We start from the raw sequence: 24,126 nt of genomic DNA, 5'->3' as shown, positions 1-24,126 counted from the left end.
CATCACGCTCCTGGAATATGATTATGGGCTTCCCCAAATACCAACCGAAATGACCCCTGCCGTTATCACACCGGATAACATGATTCGGCGCAGTCCATCCGATTCTTTTAATAAAATGATGCCAAATAAAGCACCGAAAACGGTTCCAATCTCGCGCATAGGTGCCAAATACGATAAAGGTGCAAGCTGCATAGCAAATAAAAACAGCAGGTACGAGCCCGGTGAGCATACCGTTCCCAGTAGAATCGTCTTGACATTCAGCTTCCATTCCTGTTTGATCAAGCCGGATCGAAGCGCAATCGGACTTAGCACAAGCAGGTACGCGATATTCGCAAGCTCGATTAAAGCTACCGGCGAGAGCGTCTGTAGTACTATTTTGTCAGTCATGACATAACCGGTGATGCATAATCCTACCGCAAACACAGGTAACATATTGCGAATGGCAGGCGCTTCCTTTCCTCGTTTTCGGGTAAATCCACCGAGTGCGAACAGACCGAGAACGATACCGCACACGCCTGCCCATCCCACAGGTGTCATCGTTTCACCCATGAACAGCACACTTAAAATCGGCACAAGCAGCGCACCCGTTCCACGCATAATGGGATACGTTTGTGACATATCTCCAAGCCGATATACAATCGGAAGCAAAAAGCAGTATGCCATTTGAAATACCATGGACAGCAGCATAAGCGCCAACACGGCTGAGGTAAGCTGAGCCTGCCACAATTCACTAACAAATTGGGGCAGCAATAACACAAACGATGTAATGTGGATCGACCATAGGAATACAATTTTATTAGTGCTGGTTTTGGTAAATAAGTTCCAGACTGCGTGCATCAGCCCAGAGCCAATCACGAGTATAAAAGCGATAACGATGACCACTTCTCCTCCTTTCTCAAAGATGAATGCTTATGGCTTCATCATACTCCGTCGCTTTCAAACTGTCAATTAAAAACAATTAAAAGCAACTAATAAAAAGGAAAAGCAAGTACCTATTTTAATACTAACAGAGATATGAACATGGCAAAGCCCGCCGGTCATTCACTAGGCCAGCGGGCTTGGTATCCGATTATTGACATATCCTCTTACACAATCCAATCATGAATCATGGTGCTGCTGAAGAGCGATTTCCATACGAGCGGCAGCCTTCCTATTCATCCTCATGTGCCCACTCATTGGAGCTGACCTCGTAAAAATGATTGTACACTTCGTTAAGCAGCATGATGAGCGTTCTGCTTTGCTCCTCTCCCAACTTCTCGATGAGACCGGAGAAAAGAAACTGGTATCTTTCTGTAGCTTTCTGAACGACAGCTTCTCCTTTGCCCGTCAGCCGGAGTAACGTAATCCGTTTATCGGTAGAATCATTAAACCGTTCTACCAGACCAGCAGCTATTACATTTTTGATCATTTGTGTGACAGTTGGCGAAGTCACCGATAACCGTTTGCTAATATCAGAAATATTGACACCATGATCACTTTCATTCGTAAGTTGATTTAAGCAAAGCAGCACGCGGATCTCGCTCGATTTAATACCGTAGACGGTTTGCTTTCGCCATGCGGCTTTACCAAACCGTTCAAAGGTTTCAGACATTTCCTTCATAATAGAAGACAATTCCTCATCCACGGCAGCTATCACCTCCGTTTGCTATTTTCATTTCTTGTACTACTCCTGCTCAAGAATCGATGCTTCACGATCACGAATGATTCGTCTGAGCTCGTTGGCAATGTCCCGAGTAATTATACCTTGCTCGTACAAGGCCTGTACCTCATCTCGTTCCGCTTGGATCGCTACCCAATGCAAATCTCTTTTGACTTCATCACTGCCTGCCTTATTTCCTTGTTGTGAAAGATAGGACTCTGACAGTTTATCTTTAATAAAATGGTAATGGTTAATGACCTCCATAACCTCTTTCTCTTTGGACCCGGAATGGAGCCTTCCCATAGTTTCGATAACGACACTGCTGGTTCGCAGCTTAATTTGTCTCATAGCCTCCCGATCCGATCTGGATTGAGCGTCTGAAAACCTCGATACATCCTTGAAAAAGACTCCCTTAAACCTTTTAGCTAAAGACTTCAGGATAATAAGCAAGAGATGCGTCCGACTTGATAAAATCAGCTCAAGCTGCTCCAAGCTGTCAAGAAATAAAACAGCATGCTCCTTGCTTATTTCCTTGTTTGCCAACAAGCGGCGCGTTTCTTCACGTTCTATTTCAACCGCTTCGATTCGAAATTTGGGTTCATCTTTACTCATGCGCAGGCTGCCATATCTGTTTTCATTGGGCTGAATGTGCTTCATCCAACGATTATAATCGGCCAGAACAGCCGCGGATTCAGCCTCGTTGTCTTCATTCGTAGCCTGATGAACCGCCTCAATCGCAGCGCTCATCATCTTGATCTGACCCAGTCGCTCTTTTTCCAGCCGCTCTTCTTCATTCTTCTTTCCATCGTTGCTGGCTAACAAGGGAAGTAGAATGCTTGCAGTAAGCAGAGACAGCAGGATGACAACCGTTGCCAGGAAAATAACCAGGGTGCGTTCTGGAAATGGGTCGCCATTATCGATAATCAGCGGAATGGAGAAGGCGCCCGCAAGCGTCACAGCACCGCGAACACCCGATAAAGAGGTCATCGCAAGAATTTTAAACGATATTTTCTCATTGCTTTTAATACGGCCAAATATGCTGCCCACTCGCGAAAAAGCGAAGGTCCATAAAAAGCGGAGCACGATCAGCATAACGAAAATGGCCAGCGCATAGCCCAAGACTTCCCCGTTGTTGAAATCAGGACTCCCCAGTACCGTACTGAAAACACTTGGAATTTGTAAACCCAGAATAACAAATACGAGCCCGTTTAACAGGTAAAGAATCACGGACCAGGTATTATCTGAAACCTCATTCGTTCGGGGTTTTGCCTTTTGCGACTTATCTCGTTCGACAGCGTGCATAACACCACCGGCCACCGCGGCTAATATGCCGGATAAGCCTAATTCCTCTGCTGCCAAAAAAAGTGCAAAAGGAGTCAGAATATGTATGAGCATATGCATGGTCTCGTCTTCGAGCCCGGATCTGCGCAGCAATATACGTAAACCGGTAATGAGCGATGCCAGCACCGCACCAACGACAAGGCCGCCAATAGCTATTATTAAGAAGCTGGCACCAGCCTTCGGTAAAGAAAATACGCCGGTTACAGCAGCAGCTACCGCGAATTTGAAAGCGACAAGTCCTGAAGCATCGTTCATCAACGCCTCGCCTTCGAGCAGATGCATCAAGCTTTTGGGCAGGCGGATTCTCCCTGCTAATGCACCGACAGCGACGGCGTCTGTCGGCGACAGTATGGCAGCAAGACCGAACGCCACAGGCAGCGGGATTGATGGTATCATCCAATGAATGGCATATCCGATCAGAAAAACAGTTGCGAAAACAAGTCCGACGGCCAGTATTAAAATAGGTGCGCGAAGACGCCACAGCTCACCGCGGGGGGTGTGTTTGCCATCGTTATAGAGCAGAGGAGCGATAAATAAAAGAAAAAAAAGTTCAGGCTCCAAGTGCATATGAATGCTGAGTGGAATAATAGTTACAATAACGCCCAGAGCAATTTGAATGAGGGGAACGGGAACGAATGGAATCTCCCGATTTATAACATTAGACACCCCGATAAGCGCAAGCAAAACCAAAATCGTAATAAACAATTCCATACCTAGCTTCTCCTCTTCAGCAGTTTTACATTGTACTGGACATGCATATATTAAATCACACAATTAGATAGGTTTGCAACCTATCTAATTGCGGACGACCTATTTTAAATCCGCTGAAATTAATGTCTCCCTTCGCACACAATTTGATACCTTTTATTTACAAACCAAATGTACGTTTATACAACAAAAAACCCGCCCCAGGCGGGTTTCTATCCATCCAATACGTGCTAAGCCTACAGCCTTGAGCCATGACACATTATCGCTGTGGCTGCTAGTAGTTCTTCTCTTACCCTTTCAGGCCCGTAGTAGCCAGTCCCTGCACCAAATATTTTTGGAAAAATAAAAATACGAGCATCTGCGGAACAATCGACAGCACGGACATCGCGAATAATGGACCCCATTGTGACATCGAGGACGGATCTGCAAACATCCGCAGGCCGAGCGATACGGTGAACAGCTTCGTTTGATTCAAGTAGATAAGCGGCCCGAGGAAATCATCCCACGACCAATAGAACGAAAAGATAGCGACTGTCGCCAAGGCCGGAGCCATCAGCGGAAGCATCATATGCCAAAACACGCCAAAGGTAGAACAGCCGTCGATAACCGCTGATTCATCCAGCTCCTTGGGAATTCCTCTGATGAATTGAATCAGCAGGAAAATGAAAAATGGGGTTCCGCCTACGAATGCGGGAACGATCAATGGTAGAAAGGTATTCACCCAATCCAGCTTGTGAAACAAAATATATTGAGGAATCAATGTGACCTGCGCCGGCAGCATGATCGCCATCAAAAGTAAAGCAAACAATAACTTACGCAGCTTAAACTGCAGACGTGCAAAACCAAATGCTACCAGACTGGACGAAATCAGCGTACCCATCACAATCGCTGTCGTAATGATTAAGGAATTTTGAAAAAACAGCCCAAAATGAAAATTACCGAACCCTGCCCAGCCCTTCACATAATTATCCCATCGCAGGCTTGAAGGTATTAAGGAAGACGCATTTTGAAAAATCTCCGCTTCCGGCTTCACCGAGCTCGAAATGGCCCACAGGATCGGATACACCATGAACAACCCCAGCAGCACCACGCCTGTATGAAATAAAATCGTACGTATCGAACTACTCATCCTATTTCCCTCCTTCGGTTTCATAATGAACCCATGAGGACGAAGATTTGAAAATCAATGCTGTGAACAGACCCACGATCAGCAGCAGGACCCAGGCCATCGCCGATGCATAGCCCATATGGAAATGCGTAAATGCCGTTTCGTACAAATACACCGCGTAAAATAACGTAGAGTCCATCGGGCCGCCACTTGTAATCAGGAAGCTTTGCGTGAAGGTCATAAAGCCTCCTATCGTCTGCATCACCAGATTGAAAAATATGATAGGCGTCAGCATAGGCAGCGTAACACGGAAAAAGCGCATGACTGCTCCGGCCCCATCCATTTTGGCTGCCTCATACAATTCAGTTGGAATTTGCTTGAGCCCCGCCAGAAAAATAAGCATCGGTGAGCCAAACTGCCAAACCACGAGCAGAATCAATGTCCATAAGGCAAAGTCAGGACTTGCAATCCAGCTCATACCTTTAATCCCGATCAAGCCCAGAAGTGAATTGACAGCTCCCTTGGAGCCGAATAATTGCTTCCACATCACAGCAACCGCGACACTTCCGCCAAGAATGGACGGAATGTAATATAAGGTACGGTAAACGGTAACCCCTTTTCGATCCACATTGAAAATCATCGCAACCAGCAAGGCAAACAACAATTTAAGCGGAACTGAAACGAGCACGAACAGCAGAGTTACTTTAAGTGCAGTGAGAAAACGTTTATCGCTGGTAAACATCTCGATATAATTATCGAGTCCAATCCATTTGGGGTTGGACAGCATGTCATATTGCGTAAAGGAAAAATACAAAGAGGCCAGCATCGGGCCGATAATGAATACGATAAAACCTATTAGCCACGGTGATATAAAAGCATACGCAATGATCGTTTTTTTCCATTCCCGTAATGCGGCAAGCTTATTCACCCTGATAGATTGGCGGTCTGTTGCTACTGTCTGGCGCATCGTGAATCGCCCCCTATATAAAGATGAGCCGTCCGATGCCGAACGGCTGTTTACTTAATTTGTAGAATTCCTGGTTAACGTGTTAATAAACTTACTTTGCGCTTTTGGCTAAAATTTGCTCAGCATCCTTACGGAATTGCTTGGCACCTTCCTCCGGTGTCAGCTTGCCAAAATTGATCTGCTCCTGCAGCTTGCCGAGCAGCGTTCTGATTTCATTATCCCCTGGAGGGGATGGTGCTTCACTCTCGCGAGCATACTTTTGGGCAACTTCAACGTAGGAGAACATCTGCTTGGACGTGTCTGGAAGCTTCGCCGAAACCGATTTGCGGATTTCAGAGGAGATCGGAATTCCCCGCTCTGCCGCCAAGATATCATTGCCTTCAGCATCATTGGTGAAAAAGTCGATCAGCTTGGCTGCTGCTTCCGGATTTTTCGAGTGGCTCGTAACAGCGAATGACATCGCCGCTTTCAGAAAATGTCCTTCCTTGCCGCCGGGCAGTGTCGGGTAAACCGTCATTTTCAACGGACGTTTGGAAGCCGCTACCAAGGCGACAATCTGATTGCTTTGAACCGGCTGAATCGCTGCTTTACCATGAACCAACAGTGAATTTTCCAGCTGTTTAAATTCGGATTGAACCTCAGGTCCTGGTGCCAAACCTTCCTTCATCAGCTTCTGCCAGTAGGTATAATAGTCAACGAACACCTTATCATCGGGATAAGCGAGCTTTTTCCCATCTGCCGAATAAAACATCGTACCGTTCTGTCTGACAAAATGCTTGAATCCGTCATAACCGTTATCCAGTGTAATCCCGTAGAAATCTTTACCCAGCTTGGCTTTCATAGTACGCAACGTATTGGCCATATCCTCATACGTATAACCCGGCTTTAATTCTTCAACGCCCGCTTTCTGGAATAGAGCCGGATCGTAGATCATCGTCATCGTGTTGGTACCCAGATTGACACCCCACAGCTTGCCGTCCACTTTATCCGGTAAATAGTTGGCATCGACATTTTTAAGATTAATCGTTCCTTTATCTACATAAGGGTTCAAATCGACGAGCAATTTCCGTGAGACGTACTCATTGATGACGCCTTCATGAATTTGCATCAGATCCGGCAGGTTTCCTCCGGCAGCCTGGGTGTTCACTTTATTCCAGTAATCGTCAAACCCGATAAATTCGGATTGCACCTCAATATTCGGATTTTTTTTCATGAACAAATCGATGGCTTTCAGCGTTTTATCATTCCGGTCCTGAGAGCCCCACCAGGCTACACGAATTTTCACCTTCGCTGCCGGGTCCGTCTTGGCCGGTTCTGCCTTGGGTGCCTCCTGCTTGGGAGTATCGGTTTTGGGAGCCATTGTACTGTTGCCGCTATTGGCCCCCGTCGAACAGCCTGCCACTCCCCCTGCCAATATCACCATGGACATCATTGCTACCAAACTTCGCTTCATATTGAACCCTCCCTTTTCCTATGTACATCAATGAAGTGAAACAACCGAGATCAACCTTACGGGTTAAATCATGACCCTTGCGTGTGTAACCGCCGCTTCCCTGGTACAGGACATGACGCGAATAGCTTGCGCGCCGCATTGTCCGTCGATCTCGAATGGGCGATCTTCACGCAGCGCATTTACGAAGGATTGATGAACATTAGGCAATGCCCCGCCACCGGATAGCGTATGTGGAAATTCAGCCTCGATCATGGTGCCGCCCTCGTAAGCCAGCTGTTCATCAATAAAGCTGTCCTTGAGTTGTATCGTCAACTGTCCACGATCCAGCACATATCGAGCCCAGCCTGCCGTTCCGTTAACCTCCAGTACATACAAGGGGGTATCGGCTTGAACGAACGAGCTGTACGTTGTTTCGAGAACCGCTGTTACGCCTCTCGCCAAACCGTATATGGCCGTTGTCACATCATCGCCCTTCATCGGTGCATACAGCGTATTGGAATAGGCCTGCACCCATTCAATATCGCTATGCAGCCAGGCAAACAGATCAATCATATGGACACCAAGCAAATCCAGAGCACCCGAAGCCTCCTCCATTCGCCATTGCCCCTCCTGTATACGGAAGCCGTTGGAAGAAATCATCCTGCCCCCCAGCGAAATGATCTCACCCATATGGTCTTGCCGGATCAACCGTCTGAGCAACTGAAGTGCCGGGTCCCCTCGAAAGCACATATAGACGCCAAGCTGACGTTCACAACGAACGGCTGCATGCACCATCCGTTTAGCAGCATCGAAGGTGCCTGCCAATGGCTTTTGACATAAAGCATGCTTGCCGGATTCGAGACAGGCTATGGTCACGGACTCGTGGAAACGATTAGGCACAGCAATATCCACCCAATCGATTTCCTGATCTGACCATATCGCGTTGGAATCATTCGTCCAGTGAGGAATACCAAATTGCTCGGCGGCAGCTCTTGCCTTATTGATATCAGGATCACACAACCATTTGAGTCTGGAGCCATTCAACGCTTGGTGAGCGGGAAGGTGAAGCGCCTGGGCAATGCCTCCGATTCCGATTAATGCAGCCGTCAGTATTGTCATTCTGCTAAGCTCCTTTGTTCGCCCTTAATCCAGGGACGCTGTCAATGAGTTCTCTGACGTCCCCATGTACGCGCTTGCATACTTGCCGGGAATGACTGTCTATATCTACAGCTGCTCCAGAATCCCTGCTGATCGCGTCGGCAATTATAACGATTCTCATCTTTGACCCCCCTTTAGCCATACCGACTCTTCCTAAAAAGCTTATCATAAAAAAACACGTTAAACTTTCATTAATAACGGTTATAATGTAGTTAAAGTACGGTGTTAGGAGGTACTGTATGGCCGTTATTGAGCATTTGGATTTGACGGATAACCATTTTGTTCTGAAGTATCAGGCAGACCAAAAAATGGTGAACCATTTTCATGCCCATAAAGGAATGGAGTTTATGTATATTTACGAGGGGAAAGGTCATTTGATGCTGGATAGCCGAATGTATGAGTTTAATAGCGGACAATTGATCGTGTTCCAGCCCTTTCAGCTGCACCGTATCCAGCAGGATAACAGCTCGGATTATATACGCTCCTATGTCGTATTCGAGCCGTCACTGTTTGATACTTATTTGGCACCATTTCCGGTATTGCGCAGCTTTTTCCAGCATCTATGGAAGGATCAGTTGAGCAAGCAAATATTCGAGCTGAGTGAGGAGCACCCGCTGGTTCTGCTCTACAAGGAACTCCATGAACGATGTGCCAAGGTTCCCTCCAACACGCTGGCTGAGGAATATGGTTTGTTTTTCGTCCGTTTTCTATGCCTGCTTCGCACGATATGGGCGGAATATGATAGCACGGATGGCGCTTCAATCCGATCGCTCAACCACGCCGAACGGATTATGGATTGGATCGAGGCGCATTATCAGGAGCCTTTCTCCATTCACGAGCTGGCCAAGGAGGTTCATCTGTCCCACAAGCATATCTCCGCACTGTTCAAGCAAAAAACCGGGGGAACCATCACCGACTATCTGATGGCCAAACGTCTGAATCAGGCGTGTTTATTATTAAAAACCTCCTCCAAAACCATCAGTGAGATTTGTTTGGAAAGCGGTTTCGCGAATCTGTCTTATTTTTGCCAGTTTTTCAAAAAAAGGATGAGCATCACGCCCTATCAATACCGAAAGCAGTATTTGGACTTATAGCTCTCTTCTTATGTTCAACTGGTTGCGCTGATCTCTGGGTGAAATTCCTCTGTACTGCTTGAATTGCTTGTTAAAATAACTTAAGGAATGGAAGCCGCACTCAAAAGCGATATCGGTGATCGATTTGGCTGTGTGGTCCAGCAGGTAGACTGCAGATTGCAATCGTAAGCGGCTAATAAATTCATTGGGGGACAGACTCGTAGTGCCTTTGAATTTTTGGAAAAACAGTGTTTTTCGCAGATTCGACATGAGGATCATTTCGTTGATATCGATATCCTCAGAGAAATGGGAAAGCATATACTGTATGACATTAATAATCCCCTGATCCGTTTTGGAATTAGAAGGATCATCCAGCTGCACGGCCTCATAGTAGCGGAATATCATCACCAGAATATCGATAAAATACAGATATTGCTTGGCCCTCCATCCGGGAAGCTGCTGTTCCCCTTCGGCTATCGCCAGCTTGGAAGCGTATTGTATCGCTTGAGCGTATGTTGTATGTGCAGGAATTAATGGCGAGAACTTGTCGGCCGCATAGAACGGCGTTAGCAGCTTATGTCCTTCCGGGATTGACCTCGCAATCGAAGGGGCAAACAACACCATCGTCCACTCTACCGGCTTATCACTTTCCTCAGCCAGATTCCAATGCGGCTCAAAAGGACGAAACACATAAACATCACCAGGCTTGCCATGATAATCACGGTCGCACAGGTGGTATTTGACATTATTTTTTAACACAATGCTAATTTCCAGCGCATCATGAACATGCATCTCATGCTCGGTTAAAGTACCCACTTTTTTCACAAAATTAAGTTCATCATCCAAACGAATATCATCGTAAAACATAGCTGCTTCCTCCGTCATTTCAGGTTGAACCTGGAATACTTGTCAGCCTTTAAGTATAGCAGACATCCTTTTATTATGAAAGCGGATCCAAGTATGAGCAAGTACTAGGCAAAAAACCGAAAGCACTTGGCTTCCGGTTCTTGTTGCGTATCTTAATAAACCCGTTTGGCTCCCAAATATCTCGGTGTCCAGTAGCTGTTGTTGTCTAAAGTCTGGACAGCAATGCCTGACGAACGGGTCGCTGAAATAAACTGGCCCCCGCCTACATAGATGCCGACATGGTCAACGACTCCTGGTATATTGATGCTGAAGAAAACAAGATCTCCCGGCTGCAGCTTGCTTCGACTTACCGCTGTGCCCATTTGAGACAATTCGGCAGAGGACGTCCGATTCATGGTAACACCATATGTCGAAAACATATAATAGACGAAGCCGGAGCAATCAAATCCAATACCAGGATTCGTGCCACCCCATACGTAGGGGGTTTTTAGGTAATTGTAGCTATCAGCGACAATTTTGTTTTTGATCCATGCATTGGTAATGGCTGTCTGGGTCTTCAGGTCGGCCATTCCAGTTATCGGCAAACTGTATGCTTGTTGAAAGTCCACGATAGCCTGTGTAGTCATGCTTCCGTAGTAACCTGTTGCGGTATCGTATTTAAAATACCCAAGTACTTTCAAATTGGTTTGCAGCAAGGATACCTGAGTGCCTGTAGATCCCTGTGACAGAACTGTTGAGAAGGCCGGCTCCGCAAAAGCGGAACAAGTAAGATAAGGGAGAGTGGAGGCGGATAACAATAGTGCAGAGCATAGCAGAAATTTGGATAATGTCTGTTTCATCTTGTCAATTCCCTTTCCACAATGAAGTTTCTCCCATCTTACCCTCTTCCTTGCTATTCTAACAATACATAATTTTTAGTATAAAACACTAAAATATGTTAATAAATACATATAAAAATACGAAAGGTACCAGTTGCCCGGCACCCTTCGTATATCCAAAACGGATATGATTTAGCAATTATTACTTAACTTGGTCCAACAGCTTGCCAATCAGAGTCACTGCTTCTGCACGCGTTGCACTCGCATCGGGTGCGAACAAATTATTATCTCTTCCGTTAATAATTCCTTGCTTAGCCGCAGCAGCAACGTACGCACGTGCCCAAGATGGAATTTGCTCGGCATCTGCAAACGAAAGTGTTTCCTTTTCATCAGACGGAAGCTTCAACGCCCTCCCGATCATAACAGCGATTTCCGATCTGGAAATTTTGCGGTCTGCGCGGAAAGTTTGATCCTCATAGCTCGTTATAATACCTGCACCTACAGTCTGAGCCAAATGTGGTTTTACCCAATCTGGTATGCTGGAGAGGTCAGCAAAAGTTAATTCTGTTGCTTTGCCCTCTAATTTGAGTGCACGACTGATCATTACCGTAAATTCAGCACGATTGATTTCACCGTCAGGTCGGAACGAACCATCCTCATACCCATTAACGATGCCAAGTGCCACTGCACGCTCAATTGCGGCTTTACTCCAATGGTTCTGGATATCGCTTAACGCAATCTGTCCTGCTGTTGGATTAACCGTTGGTTGACCACTCTCGGCGATCGATGTCAGCGTTGCATTTTGATCAATTTCCTTCAAGCTGGACTTATCATAAGCAATTTCAACATCGAAGGACTGGACGTCATTGACGGCTGTCTGAGCCAATTTGACCGAGCCTTTTGATCTCGCTGATAAATCCTTTACTTCATATTCGATTTCACGAGTATTATTCAATTCATCCTTGCTAAGGACGCTAACCTCGGACAAGCTTCCATTTTGCTCAATCTTGATTTCTGTTATTTCTTTACTTTGTTTAACAATAAAGGAAACATATTGTTTTCCTCCACTTACTCTTACGATACCTGGGCTTTGCACATAATCCTGAATGATTGATTTCTCATCCGTTCCACTTTTAAAAATCGTGAGGTTCGTGCTGTACTTGCCGTCAACCAAAGTTGATAACACCGTTCCTGACCCGCCCCCAGAGCCGCCGCCACCCGAATTCCCAGAGCCGCTATTGCCTGTGCCTGGTGTTGTAGGTGTGGTTGGATCGTCGGGTACATTGACTGCGATGACCTTGTCAAATTCTAATTTAAAGGTATGTTCCTCTCCTGCTGAACCCTTTAATTGAATGGCGTAGGTAGCTGTCAAATCCTCAGTTTCAAACTCCACCTGCCTGGAGCTTTCCTCAGCAGCCAATATTCTTACGACGCCTGATTGTTTGAGTGAATATTGAGGTAATAATTCAGATGATGTACCGTCAGCATGAATACGCCGGATTTTCGAAACCGTTACTCCACTTTTCAATTTTATTGCTGCCATTTTCTTACCGTTAACTACCTTCAGAGTACCTCCGTTGTCGATATAGTTACTGATTGGAGTTCCAGAGCCATCCTCCGATACTGCTGCTTTGAAGGTAACACTGTATTCACCGTTTTTAACAGGCTGAGTTAAATCAATAGTTTTGTCAACTACGACTGCTTTGAACGCATTTAGCGCTGTTTGCAGAGCTGCTAATGCTCCATCCACCTGCTGCTGGGTAGCGGATGTATTGCCAGCCGTTACCTTGGCTTCATTAACAGCAACTAATAATGTGCTTTTCGTACCTGTTGGATATTGCCCATGGTTTGTTCCTTCTACAGCTGCATCATGGATGGCTTGCGCTTCAGCTATAAGTGCTTGCAAGGAATTGGTATTCACGATAATGAATTTCAAACGAATCGAATGATCCATTTCATAAGGCGATCCATTTGGCAGTGAGGTAGATACATGCACCACAGCGTTCAACAATGCCGTCATGTCGCTCACTTCAAACTCAACTACTCTTGTATTCGCTGCTGTATCTGTGCTGACTACAGTTGTTTCCACCATTGTACCGTTCTGATCCACCTTGAAGCTCGGTATCGTCGTGCTGTCATTGATCGTAAATGACACCTTGTTCTTGCCGTCTTGTACTTTCCACTTCGCTGGTTTGCTTAAGTACCTATCCATGGATGAAGCTTCATCCTTGGTAGCATGCAGCGCTGTAAAGTTTATTTCTCGTTCCGTGGTTATACTGGAAAAACCGAGCTCTACATCGTACTCATTGTCGTACAAGAAGGTAGGCGTTACCTGCCAGTAAATTTTCACCCATCCGTTCAATCGTGCATTCAAATCATTAACTTCGAATTTAATAACTCGGGTGTTGTTAGCGGTATCGTTGCTTACGATTGCCGTTTCTGTCAAACTTCCAGCCTGCTCAGTCTTGAACGAAGTGATTTCAGCACTTTGCAGTAAATTGAACGAAACATACTTTTTACCGCCGGCAACTGTTAATTTACCGCTATTCTTATCTACGTAATCGTACATCACCGAATTTTCATTCGTACCTTTTTTGTAAATGTTGAAGCTGACCGCGTACTCGCCGTCTGCTAATCCTCCCGTCCCTGTACCCGGATTAGTGACAACAACGACTGCTGCTTTGAACACAGTCAGCGCCGCTTGCAGAGCTGCCAGTGCTTCATCCAACTGCTGCTGAGTAGCGGATGTATTGTCAGCCGTACTCTTGGCTTGATTAATAGCCACAAGCAATGTGCTCTTCGCACCTGCCGGATATTGACCATTTGCACTTCCTTCCACAGCTGCATCATGGAATGTCTGTGCGTCGGTTATCAACGTTTGCAAGGAGGTCTTATTCGAAATTTCGAATCTCAAACGAATCGAATGATCCATTTCATAAGGCGTCCCATTTTTTTGTACAGTAGATATATGCACCACAGCGTTCAGCAATGCCGTCATGTCGCTCACTTCAAACTCCACAACTCTTGTATTCGCTGCTGTATCTGTGCTGACTACAGTCGCTTCCACCATTGTACCGTTATGATCCACCTTGAAGCTCGGTATCGTCGTGCTGTCATTGATCGTAAATGATACCTTGTTCTTGCCGTCTTGTACTTTCCACTTCGCTGGTTTGCTTAAGTACCTATCCATGGATGAAGCTTCATCCTTGGTAGCATGCAGCGCTGTAAAGTTTATTTCCTGGACGGTAGGATCACCGGCCGGATACACAGTAAAGGTGAACGAGCAATCATCGACTTTTAATTTGTTGCCATCCTTGTTGATAATGGAGATATCGGATGCTTGAATCGCTACGTTACGAATTTGTGAGGTTTCTTTAGTCTGCACGGATAAAGATAGCAATTGAAAAGAAGTCTCGGATGTAATACTAACAGGATTGCTTCTGTCCTTGATATCAAAAGTAACGAGATACTTTCCGGGAGCTACTTCCGTTTTTACCGGTGTATTAAACTGATTTTGGGCAGTAGCGTCCGATAATTCCATCTCATTCGGATTAAAGGATATCGTCGCTTCATATCCATACACTTGCTGGTACACACTATTGGTCACATTACCAACAGATTGCCAAATATTAGAGAGCTTGTTTCCACCATACACCGAGGTTGTGGCGGATTTTAATTGTACGGTAGGATCACCGGTAGCCGCCGTTGCATCCGGAAGCGGGATGCCTGCAAGCAGGACAAACAGAATGAGTAAGCTTGACATGACTTTCTTAAGTTGCGCGTTCACAATATCTCTCCTTTACGAATAAGCAGCAAGGATATGCCACAGATAATACTCAGTAGGGCTATTGACACCTTTAAATAATAACGATAATCATTCTCAACAATAATGCAAAAAAAATATTGTTACATCTTTCTTACTTCACTTAGTATTTGCCAATCAATCTTGATTTCTGCTTATACCGGGTGTTGAATTGCCGTATGCATACAATTTCGATAGTATATGAGGGAGTAAATAATTGTCAACCCCTAATTTGATATAACTTTTCTTGATATGGGATATTAAAATTTGTTATTAAATTTATCATTGACAATGAGAATCATTTTCAATAGTATTTAAATTAATGTGTAATTGCTCCATATCTCATAAAATACATAAAGCTACTCACGTTATACAACCATGAGCAGCTTTATTTGAATACATATACAATTACTTCTTGTAAGGAGACAGATCTTCGCGGTCTGTCAGCAGCTTGCCCGTCTCGGCATATCGGCAGACGGCCGATGCCACCTGGAAGGCATACGCTCTTCTTGGCAGGTCGGTATGGTTGGTTTTACTATGATGCAGCGTTTCCCTATGGAAAATGACAGCATCTCCTGGAGCCATTGGCTTGCAAGGTGCCCCGTTATCCGGATCAGCAGCACGGCGATGTGTTTCACCAGCCTCATTCAGATCCTTTTGACGGCCCAAACGATGGGATCTTGGTGCCAGCCACAAGCCTGCGTTTTCTTGAGTGATATGATCCAGTGCGACAAAACCATTCAGCATATGTCCCAGAATATGCGTGTACATATTATCCTGATGCCAGGCCAAGCCTTCTCCACGTGGAGGCACAACAGCATACATCCCCATCCAGAGCTTGACATCGTCTCCCAAAATGCGCTCAAAGGATTCAATAATCCGCGTATTGCTTAGGAAATTGACGGTTTCCGGGAACTGTGCCTGACTTTTGGCCAAGCTTACAGTAGGATTGGACTTCCACTTGCCATCATTGGATTGCTGGGTGGCAAATTCCGTATTTTCCTTGTTAATTTTATCAACAGCTTCCTGGGTCAAAAAGCCTGGAGCGTAGAAGAAGCCTTCACGATAAAATTCTTCAATCATTTCTTCAGTCAATACAAAATTCGATGCGTTGGTCATTAACATGGGGTGAACCCTCCTTGTTTGGTATGCTATAAATATATCGAAAAAATATGTTCTTCACTGCTTCAATTCAATCAATTAGTTGTACTTTTGTTCAGACCTTCGCAGAAACTAATAGAATTGGGCATGAGTGCTCTTGATTACAGATTAGTCTGCATTCGGATATGCTCGTAAGGCTTCCAACGTGACTGCTCAGAGACAGGCGCCTGCCCTTCCCTCGGCTGCAAAGCTGCCCAATGCTCGGTACCTGATTCAGCAGAGCGTACAATTTGTGACCATAATTCCTCAATTACCCCATAGGGAAGTGGGAGCCGATTCGTCACAGGTTCGGATTGAAGTCCAAGTTCAGCCACAATGCGGCTTAAAGCAAGCTCACATGCATCGCAAATCAGTTCACCGTACGCCCGAGTCGCCTCATCGGCATCCGATGCAGCCGCCAACCGTCCGCCAGCCCCATCCAACTCCTCCAAGGCTTTCTTGGAAGGATCTATCAGATCAGGACGTATGTGCATCAGCATCGAAATCTCGTATTTCCCGGCATGATCTCCCTTATACGTGCCCTCGACAAGATCAAAATCTGTTCCATACCAAATGTTCATTCCTGTCTTCTCCTGAAACATCCGGGAAATTTTACGCAGATCATGCACATGAGCCCCACCGTGCCCGGACAATATGACAGCCGACTGAAAGCCTGCATTATAGAAGGAACGCAGCTGATACAGGAAAAAATGGTAAAATACGTATGGAGGAACGGATGACATATAGGGATTATGTTCCCCCACATTTGCCTCCAGAAATTTGGCTGAAGGCCCCGTCTCGTGCACATGATAGTTCATGCTGGGAGCGACAATACCACCCACCTGCCGGGCTACACGTGTGCATAAATATTCCGCTTTGAAGGTGTCCAGACCAAAAGCACTGATCTGACCGTGCGGCTCACACAAACCAAGCGGCATATACACGATAGGACATTGCTGCTGGCGCTCAATCAATTCAGCCGGGAACAGCTCGGCCCACAGCACCTTGGAATCAGCTTCAGAGTCATTGCTCATAAATGTCTCCTAGCATGATAGAAGTGTCTGATCCAACGTTCACGGATTTTAATAAGCTCAAACAGCTCATCCGGCAATGCTTCCTTGTCACAAGCTGCGATATTTTCCGCTGCATATTCGAGTACCTGCATCGAAGAAATCGCAACGGTCACACCCGGGTCCTTCAGCACGAATTTAATGGCCAGCTCCGTTAATGAGCTCGCATACTGAGGCACATATTGGCGAAGGCGATCCACCTTGTCCAGATAAACACTTCGTGGCTGACAGTCAAAATAATTGTAGCGATAATCCGAATCGGGGATAACGGTATCCTCCTTCAAGAATCCCGTCAACCCTCCTTCGTCCAGAATAACTCTTGCGATGACAGCCACTTTATTCTCCTGGCAGATTGGAACCAGACAATCAAGCGCGACCGAGTCAAAAATATTGACGATCGTTTGCACCGAATCAATAACACCCGCTCTAACCAATGAAATCGCATGATCATGCCGGTGGTCCGGCAAAGAGACACCCAAATATCGAACCTTGCCTTCCTCTTTCAGCCTGAGCAGCTCTTCCATCCAATAATCTACACCATCCCATTGCGGCCAATAGACATGAAGCTGGAGCAGATCCAGTGTCTCTATATCCATAGCCTGCAGCGATTGCTCCACGCTCGTCCGTATAGATCCGGGCGGATAGGTGGATTGTACGTCCAGCGGAAAATGAAAGCCTGCACCGGGTAAGGAATGGTGCGGTGCCGAGGCAGCAGCTTTTGTTGCGATGAACGGCTTTTCCCCGCTCCACTCCTTTAAAGCCCTGCCTATAAGCTCCTCCGATCTTCCGTACACTCTTGCCGTATCAATAAAATTAACTTCGTTCTCCAGCGCAAACACAAGGGAACGGATCATCGCAGCATCGTCTTGCCGGCCAAAGATGCCATTTAAACCCATACCACCAAAACCAAGCCTGCTGATGGTTTCACCCGAACGAGCGAACACGGACGTTTGCATATAAATCTCCCTTCTTAAGCGAATACAGTCCTACTTTAGTTGTATCATGGAAAGCTGTGCAAAACTTCCCCAAACCTGACGTAAAAGTTGTACTTTTGTTCAGTCAACGTAAAGAAGACTGTCTCACAGGTCTCTTCAGACCTTGCGGGACAGCCCCTCTTCACTTCATGCCTTCTTTCTGTTAGCCGGATCGATTTCCGACTTTCCTGTATGAACACGCTCATTTATATATTTCGCTTGGCTTGACTCCCCAATATTTCTGAAAGCTTTTGGAAAAATAATTCACATGCTTATATCCCACCTGCTCAGCCGTGTCGTACACCTTAATGCCCTTGGTCAGCAATTCCTTGGCTCTTTCCATACGCAGTCGAAGTACATAATCGGAAAAGGATTCCCCAGTCACTTCCTTGAACGTCCGGCTTAAATAGGAATAGCTGATAAACATTTTTTCGGCAACCAGATACAGATTTAATTCCTCTTCATGCAGCCTTTCCTGAATAAACCCGATTACCTGACTCATTGCAAGCTGTGTGCCGGTTTGCCGCCTTTCGGTTATCGTTTGGCTAATACGTGAAGTCATCCGGCGCAGCCATTCACCAACCTGCTCTTTCGATAATAGCTGGTTGAAGTTTTCAAAATCGGCATAATCCTGCTGCAGCGCTTCACGCAATGTCCATCCGTGGATATGTATAATCCTTGCCAGCAGACACGTAATTCGCCATAGCATCTCCTTCGCCTCCGTAACAGGCGTATGAGCAGAGAAACCCAGCTCCATCATCTGTTGTATAAAGGCTTCGCACTTGGTACGGTCTCCTGTTTCAATAGCAACCTCATATTCCTTCTCCAAATGGCTCATCATCATCCACGAGTCCTGAATCGAGACCACATCCCTATACGGAATCGCGATTTCATTGCCCAGAATAATCCGCTCCTGCAGAGCCATTCGGCTCTGCTTATAGGCATTGGCGAGCAGCTGTTTATCGGCCACCAGAGGCCCTATACCTGCACTGGCCGTCAGCTTGAGACAATCCTTAACTGTCCCGAGCAGCCCGCTAATAAGCGGATTCACCCGCCCATACACCGTTTCATCCCGCTCTTCATCCGACCATATGAAGACCACAGCCGTCATGCCGTCATCATCCTGCAATACCACACATTCCTGATCAGCCAGCACATCGCTCGCAATTGTAGCAAGCAAAAATTGTACCAGTGATCGATCCTGTACCTGAAAGCGGCCGTTGTCCTCTGAGATGGGGTCCATGTCGAATATGATGGGCAAATATTTGCGGGCATCCAGGGCTAACAGAAGATCCCGCCCTCTTTTCTCGATCTCCCATATGGAATAACGCCCATTCAACCAATTTTTATAAAACATCTTTTGCAAATCAGGCAGCTGCTCATTCCACTTGGCTTCGAGCGTGGCTATGTTGTGCTTCTCGTTAATTTCCCGCTCCCTGACTGCCTTCGCATCCAGTACTGTCCGCATAATGAGCTCGTTCTCCGCCGGCTTGACCAAATATTGGAACACACCATATTCGATGCTTTCCCGCGCGTATTCAAAATCGTCATAACCGGTTAAAATAATGACCTTAATAAGCGGGAATTTCTGTTTAAGCCATTTGGCCAGCTCAAGTCCGCTCATCAAGGGCATCTGAATATCCGTAAGCACGATATCAATATGATCCTTTTGCAGAATGGTTAATGCTTCCCTGCTGCTGCCGACGGCCGCGACCAGCTCCACTTGATTGTCTGCCCATTCGATCCCTTCCGCAATCCGCTCCCTGACATGATGCTCATCCTCAACGATTAACAGTTTCATGTTTGTCCTTCCTTTCCCATTGGCAAAATCAACGTTACTTTCGTACCTTTGCCTTCTTGGCTGTCGATTAACAAATCAGCGTCACCGCCATAATACAGCTTGATCCGTGATTTCACATTTTTCAATCCATAATAGAGAATCGTTGGTTTATCTGGAGAGCTCATATACGATTTGCTCGTGATTTTGTCCATTTCCATGATAATTTCCTGCAGCCTGTCTTCGGGGATTCCGACTCCCGTATCCTCCACCTCAACATATAATCTGTCTTCTACAATTCGCGAGCGAATGCATAAGTAACCCTCATTCGGGCTTTGTTCCAGTCCATGGATAATCGAGTTCTCCACAATGGGCTGTAGAAGCAATTTCAGGATCTGAAGCTCCTTCGTTGCCTCATCCAGCTCGATTTCCACGGTGAAATGATCCTTGCGGATTTGCTGTACACGCATATAATACATCAGATGCTGAACCGTCTCCGCCAATGTGAAGGAGTCTCTGCCTTTGCCCAAACTTACACGAAAAAAACGGGCCAGATTAATGACCATTTCGCTTATTTCCGGAATACGTTTGCTTGAAGCAACCGAATAGATCGAATCCAGTGTATTATACAGAAAATGCGGATTAATCTGCGACTGCAATAAGCTGAATTCGGCCTTGGCCAACCGCAGCTCCTTTTCATAATCATCCTCAATCATTTTACGCTGTGCGGCCGCCATTCGATTGAAGCCATTCATTACAAAGCCAAACTCATCCTTCCTCTGATGTACGACCTCGAAAGTCAGATTCCCGCTGCTGAATTGTTTAAAGGCACCCGATAGCTGCTGCAGCGGTTTGGAAATGCTGCTGTACACGAGCCATGCAATCCATATCGCCAGCATAATACTGATAGCTGTAATCAAATAAGTAAATTGCTGAAGAATATGAGATAGCTTAAATACCTCCTCCCTCGGCTGCGCCAGACGCATCGACCATTCACCCTTTTTTACGGTAATCGAAAAAGGCTCCTCCTTATGCAAATTTTCCGAATTTGGATTGGTTTCGAGTACAAATCCGTCGTTGTAGAGCAGTGTAATGTTCATATTAATGGAGGTTTGCAGATTTTGGATGATTTTTTGAAAGGATCGCTTGTCGACAGCCAGCACCATCACATTCGGTTCTTGCGTGCTGCTGAGCACATCCAGCAGACGCATATAATAAATCATATCCTCGCTCATATACAGCGACGGATTGCGACTCTCCCTGGTCGGCACGTACACTACCAGCCCACCGCTCCCTTTAATCGTTTGCTGAAACCAATAATCCTTTTTCACATCAGGCCATTTGATCCCCCCCTTCAGTGTGGAGACTCCGTTACCGCTTTCACCATGAATGATAAAAGCATCCTTGATCGCTCCATTCACATTCGTCAGTGCAGTCAGCTGCTGCTGAACGGTATGGATACCATACAAATGGTCCGGGCTTAAAGGATTCTCGATTCCTTTCCAGATATCGACGATGTTGGGATTGGACGCAATCAGCAGTGTTTGCTGATCCATGTTTTGGGTTAACTGCTCGATATACTCCAGCGTAGTTAACAGAGCCCCTTTGGTTCGGTCACTAATTTGCTCATTCATGATGCTTTGCGAATAATAATTGGCAAATATGCTGACGCTCACGAGCGGCAGTAGGATCAACAGGAACGTCAGCGTCAGCTTCGTCTGCAACGAATTCAATCTCGAAAGGCTTCTCATGCCCGCTCCTCTCTCCGCTGTCCGATCGCTTGATGTCCGGTATGATTGGAGGGCGGATGTCCGGTAATTTTCTTATACATCCGGTTAAAATAGGATTGATCACAATAGCCGAGCTGATCAGCAACCTGCCCAATCGTCATCGGCGAATTCAGCAGCAAATCGCGAGCGGCATACACACGCACCTGATGCAAATAATCGATTGGTGTTTGTCCTGTCACCTCGCGGAATATTCGTGTCACATAATTAGGAGTCCGGTCAACGAGCTGTGACAGCTCTTCAAGACGAATTTGTCCGCGATAGCTGTCGAGGATATACTGCTGAATCGTCGCCACCATGGACAGCTTTTTCAACGGTAAGTCTGCATGATCCGCTTCCCTTGCTGCGATACCGAGCAGCTCCAGCACGATGCCCGTACAGATCAGCTCGTAATGCGGCAGCTTGCCAAGCCACTGCTGCAGCAGCAGTGAAAAGCGCTGCTTCATATATTCATGATTCCGGGTATGCAGCAGCAGATACGGCTTGTGTGCAAGCAGCGGAATGGAGGTATGCTCTGCTGCACCAGAGGACTGGAACAGAAATGCGAACTTTTGATGCATCTGGGTACCGTCCCCGATACCTGCACGAAGTGTGCCTTTGGGAATAAACAGTATATCCCCTTTTGTAAGCGGTATATCCTGGTGGTTCAGGCGATAGGTCAATTCACCACTGACCACATAGATAAAAATATGGGCTTCCGTGATCTCCTCTGCCTTTCTCCATTCAGGACCAACCTCCTCCAGAAGAACGGATTTTAATTCAATCATCGCGGCTTCACCTCATTTACATGTCGTTTTGCTCATTCGTTTCATTTTCATTACCACTTCTTCACTAAGCGTTACGGTTAATCCCCCCATTATAGTCATTAATCATCGAATTGTCCAAATAATAATTGTTTTGTTTATCGCAAGCAGAGGCTTATTTTTTTATACTGAACTAGAAATCAATCAGCCATTGTGAAAGGAATGACGATATGAAGCTTCCAGCCCAAATCATTGATTGCGACGTTCATCAGGCACTGAAGAGCCATATGGATCTCGTGCCTTACTTGAAAGAGCCGTGGAAAAGCAGAGTTATCAAATTCGGTATACAGGGCGGCGGCGGCACGTATACTTCGCCTATTGGCGTACAGCGTAAGGATGCCTATGCGGATGACGGCCGGGACGCAGCAGCCTATCCCGAGCTCGTTATGGAGCATCTGGTCGACGCTTATCATATGGATTATGCAATACTTACCGGCAGCACCTATGCCATGTCCATTCATCCCGATGCCGATTATGCCACGGCTATTGTGGCAGCCTATAATGATTACTTGATTGATCATTGGCTCCCGAATCATCCAAAGCTTAAAGGCTCCATGACCGTCGCCACCCAAGACCCTTTGCAGGCAGCCCGGGAAATCGATCGGATTGGACCACATCCCGATATCGTTCAGGTCATACTCATTAGCGCTACACACATTCCCTATGGAAACCGTTATTATCATCCGATTTATGAAGCGGCGGAGAGGCATGGGCTGCCTGTGGCCATCCATCCGGGATCCGAAGGAAGCGGCATTTCCAATCCGCCTACTGCGGCAGGGTATGTGAGCAACTATTTCCAGTGGCACACCTGCTTATCACAAAATTTCATGGCTCAGCTCGTTAGTATTGTGCTCGAAGGCGTGTTCGAGAAATTCCCGCGCTTAAAATTTGTACTCGTAGAAGGCGGAGTCGCCTGGCTTCCCCATCTGATGTGGCGAATGGATAAAAATTTTAAAGCGCTGCGCGCAACCACGCCATGGTTGAAGAAGATGCCCAGCCAATACATCCGTGATCATTGTTATTTGACCACTCAGCCGATTGAAGAGCCAGATAATCCCAAGCATTTGCAGCAAATATTTGAAATGATGGATGCGGAGAATATTCTATTATTTTCCAGCGATTTCCCGCATTGGGATTTTGACGACCCTTTTATGATCATGAGAGGTTTGTCTGCTGAAGCGAAGCACAAGATTTTTTACGAAAATGCCCGTCAGCTGTACCAGCTTAAATAGGAGCAGGAGGAGGTAGTTCCCACATGGCCGTTTATTATATTGCTGAAGCCGTTGACATTCCGCCAGGGAGTCACAAGGTGGTGGAGGTATCCGGTCGATCGATCGGTGTTTACAATATTAAAGGGGAGTTTTACGCTATTCACAATTATTGTCCGCATGAGGGTGCACCTTTGTGCAAGGGTGACGTTTGTGGAACAACACTGGATTCCGGCGTATATGAATTTATATATGGAAGAGATCAAGAGATCGTCCGCTGTCCGTGGCACGGCTGGGAATTTGATATTAAGACCGGAAAGTCGCTGTTTAATGACAAAACGCGTACCCGAAGCTATACAACACAAGTAGACGAAGGTAAGATCGGAGTTGTTATTGGCTAAGCTCCAGTGTTTACCCGTTGCCTGTCTACGACAGACAATAGACCGCTTTGCGA

20 protein-coding genes are annotated in these 24,126 nt (G+C 46.2%); 3 read left to right on the top strand and 17 right to left on the bottom strand.

Features of this window, described 5'->3' with window-relative positions; genetic code table 11:
* Positions 1-21: 21 nt before the first annotated feature.
* The 8 genes from NST47_RS13095 to NST47_RS13060 all read right to left on the bottom strand — a co-directional run bounded on the left by NST47_RS13095 (position 22) and on the right by NST47_RS13060 (position 8,474).
* Positions 22-882, bottom strand: coding sequence for an EamA family transporter (locus NST47_RS13095; protein ID WP_341155551.1), 861 nt, complete (start codon positions 880-882; stop codon positions 22-24).
* A 268-nt stretch (positions 883-1,150) separates the two neighbouring features.
* The gene (locus NST47_RS13090; protein ID WP_341155550.1) at positions 1,151-1,624 is read right to left on the bottom strand and encodes a MarR family winged helix-turn-helix transcriptional regulator; all 474 of its coding nucleotides are present in this window, start codon (positions 1,622-1,624) and stop codon (positions 1,151-1,153) included.
* Positions 1,625-1,663: 39 nt separating this feature from the next.
* A complete protein-coding gene (locus tag NST47_RS13085) occupies positions 1,664-3,691 on the bottom strand; it encodes a Na+/H+ antiporter (protein WP_341155549.1) in 2,028 nt (675 codons plus the stop codon).
* 286 nt (positions 3,692-3,977) lie between these two features.
* Positions 3,978-4,817: a carbohydrate ABC transporter permease gene (locus NST47_RS13080; protein WP_262682525.1), complete on the bottom strand. Its 840-nt coding sequence runs from the start codon at positions 4,815-4,817 to the stop codon at positions 3,978-3,980.
* A 1-nt stretch (position 4,818) separates the two neighbouring features.
* Positions 4,819-5,763, bottom strand: a complete 945-nt coding sequence (locus tag NST47_RS13075) for a carbohydrate ABC transporter permease (RefSeq protein WP_341155548.1) — start codon at positions 5,761-5,763, stop codon at positions 4,819-4,821.
* Between the two features lie 91 nt (positions 5,764-5,854).
* Entirely contained in the window at positions 5,855-7,216 is a 1,362-nt protein-coding gene (locus tag NST47_RS13070; protein WP_341155547.1) for an ABC transporter substrate-binding protein, read from the bottom strand.
* Positions 7,217-7,279: 63 nt separating this feature from the next.
* Positions 7,280-8,314: a Gfo/Idh/MocA family protein gene (locus NST47_RS13065; protein WP_341155546.1), complete on the bottom strand. Its 1,035-nt coding sequence runs from the start codon at positions 8,312-8,314 to the stop codon at positions 7,280-7,282.
* A gap of 4 nt (positions 8,315-8,318) precedes the next feature.
* Positions 8,319-8,474 carry a hypothetical protein gene (locus tag NST47_RS13060; RefSeq protein ID WP_341155545.1) on the bottom strand — a complete coding sequence of 52 codons (156 nt, stop codon included), beginning with the start codon at positions 8,472-8,474 and terminating at the stop codon, positions 8,319-8,321.
* 118 nt (positions 8,475-8,592) lie between these two features.
* On the opposite strand from NST47_RS13060, the gene NST47_RS13055 reads away from it, so the two are divergent.
* The gene (locus NST47_RS13055) at positions 8,593-9,447 is read left to right on the top strand and encodes an AraC family transcriptional regulator (RefSeq protein WP_341155544.1); all 855 of its coding nucleotides are present in this window, start codon (positions 8,593-8,595) and stop codon (positions 9,445-9,447) included.
* Here NST47_RS13055 and NST47_RS13050 read toward each other — a convergent pair.
* The 9 genes from NST47_RS13050 to NST47_RS13010 form a co-directional block, all read right to left on the bottom strand.
* Positions 9,442-10,293, bottom strand: coding sequence for an AraC family transcriptional regulator (locus NST47_RS13050; RefSeq protein WP_341155543.1), 852 nt, complete (start codon positions 10,291-10,293; stop codon positions 9,442-9,444). The two genes, NST47_RS13055 and NST47_RS13050, sit on opposite strands and share 6 nt — an antisense overlap.
* A 152-nt stretch (positions 10,294-10,445) precedes the next feature.
* Positions 10,446-11,132 carry a C40 family peptidase gene (locus NST47_RS13045; protein ID WP_341155542.1) on the bottom strand — a complete coding sequence of 229 codons (687 nt, stop codon included), beginning with the start codon at positions 11,130-11,132 and terminating at the stop codon, positions 10,446-10,448.
* 181 nt (positions 11,133-11,313) lie between these two features.
* Positions 11,314-14,874, bottom strand: coding sequence for an NEAT domain-containing protein (locus NST47_RS13040; RefSeq protein ID WP_341155541.1), 3,561 nt, complete (start codon positions 14,872-14,874; stop codon positions 11,314-11,316).
* A 447-nt stretch (positions 14,875-15,321) separates the two neighbouring features.
* Positions 15,322-16,038: a phytanoyl-CoA dioxygenase family protein gene (locus NST47_RS13035; RefSeq protein WP_341155540.1), complete on the bottom strand. Its 717-nt coding sequence runs from the start codon at positions 16,036-16,038 to the stop codon at positions 15,322-15,324.
* 137 nt (positions 16,039-16,175) lie between these two features.
* Complete coding sequence (locus NST47_RS13030) at positions 16,176-17,087, bottom strand: creatininase family protein (protein WP_341155539.1); 912 nt, start codon at positions 17,085-17,087, stop codon at positions 16,176-16,178.
* Positions 17,084-18,079 carry an aldo/keto reductase gene (locus tag NST47_RS13025; protein WP_341155538.1) on the bottom strand — a complete coding sequence of 332 codons (996 nt, stop codon included), beginning with the start codon at positions 18,077-18,079 and terminating at the stop codon, positions 17,084-17,086. The genes NST47_RS13030 and NST47_RS13025 overlap by 4 nt, the downstream gene beginning before the upstream one ends.
* Before the next feature lie 220 nt (positions 18,080-18,299).
* Positions 18,300-19,898 carry a response regulator gene (locus NST47_RS13020; RefSeq protein ID WP_341155537.1) on the bottom strand — a complete coding sequence of 533 codons (1,599 nt, stop codon included), beginning with the start codon at positions 19,896-19,898 and terminating at the stop codon, positions 18,300-18,302.
* On the bottom strand, positions 19,895-21,625 hold the full coding sequence (locus NST47_RS13015) for a cache domain-containing sensor histidine kinase (RefSeq protein ID WP_341155536.1): 1,731 nt from the start codon (positions 21,623-21,625) through the stop codon (positions 19,895-19,897). Before NST47_RS13015 ends, NST47_RS13020 begins: the two co-directional genes overlap by 4 nt.
* A complete protein-coding gene (locus NST47_RS13010) occupies positions 21,622-22,428 on the bottom strand; it encodes a helix-turn-helix domain-containing protein (RefSeq protein ID WP_341155535.1) in 807 nt (268 codons plus the stop codon). Before NST47_RS13010 ends, NST47_RS13015 begins: the two co-directional genes overlap by 4 nt.
* Positions 22,429-22,634: 206 nt before the next feature.
* Here NST47_RS13010 and NST47_RS13005 point away from each other — a divergent pair, with 206 nt between their 5' ends.
* On the top strand, positions 22,635-23,696 hold the full coding sequence (locus NST47_RS13005) for an amidohydrolase family protein (protein ID WP_341155534.1): 1,062 nt from the start codon (positions 22,635-22,637) through the stop codon (positions 23,694-23,696).
* Positions 23,697-23,719: 23 nt separating this feature from the next.
* Positions 23,720-24,073, top strand: coding sequence for a Rieske (2Fe-2S) protein (locus NST47_RS13000; RefSeq protein WP_341155533.1), 354 nt, complete (start codon positions 23,720-23,722; stop codon positions 24,071-24,073).
* The last annotated feature ends 53 nt before the right edge of the window (positions 24,074-24,126 follow it).

It is taken from the genome of Paenibacillus sp. FSL H8-0034, assembly GCF_038000305.1.
In the GTDB taxonomy this organism is placed as follows: Bacteria; Bacillota; Bacilli; order Paenibacillales; family NBRC-103111; genus Paenibacillus_S.
This window is presented reverse-complemented; position numbering and strand designations above follow the sequence as displayed.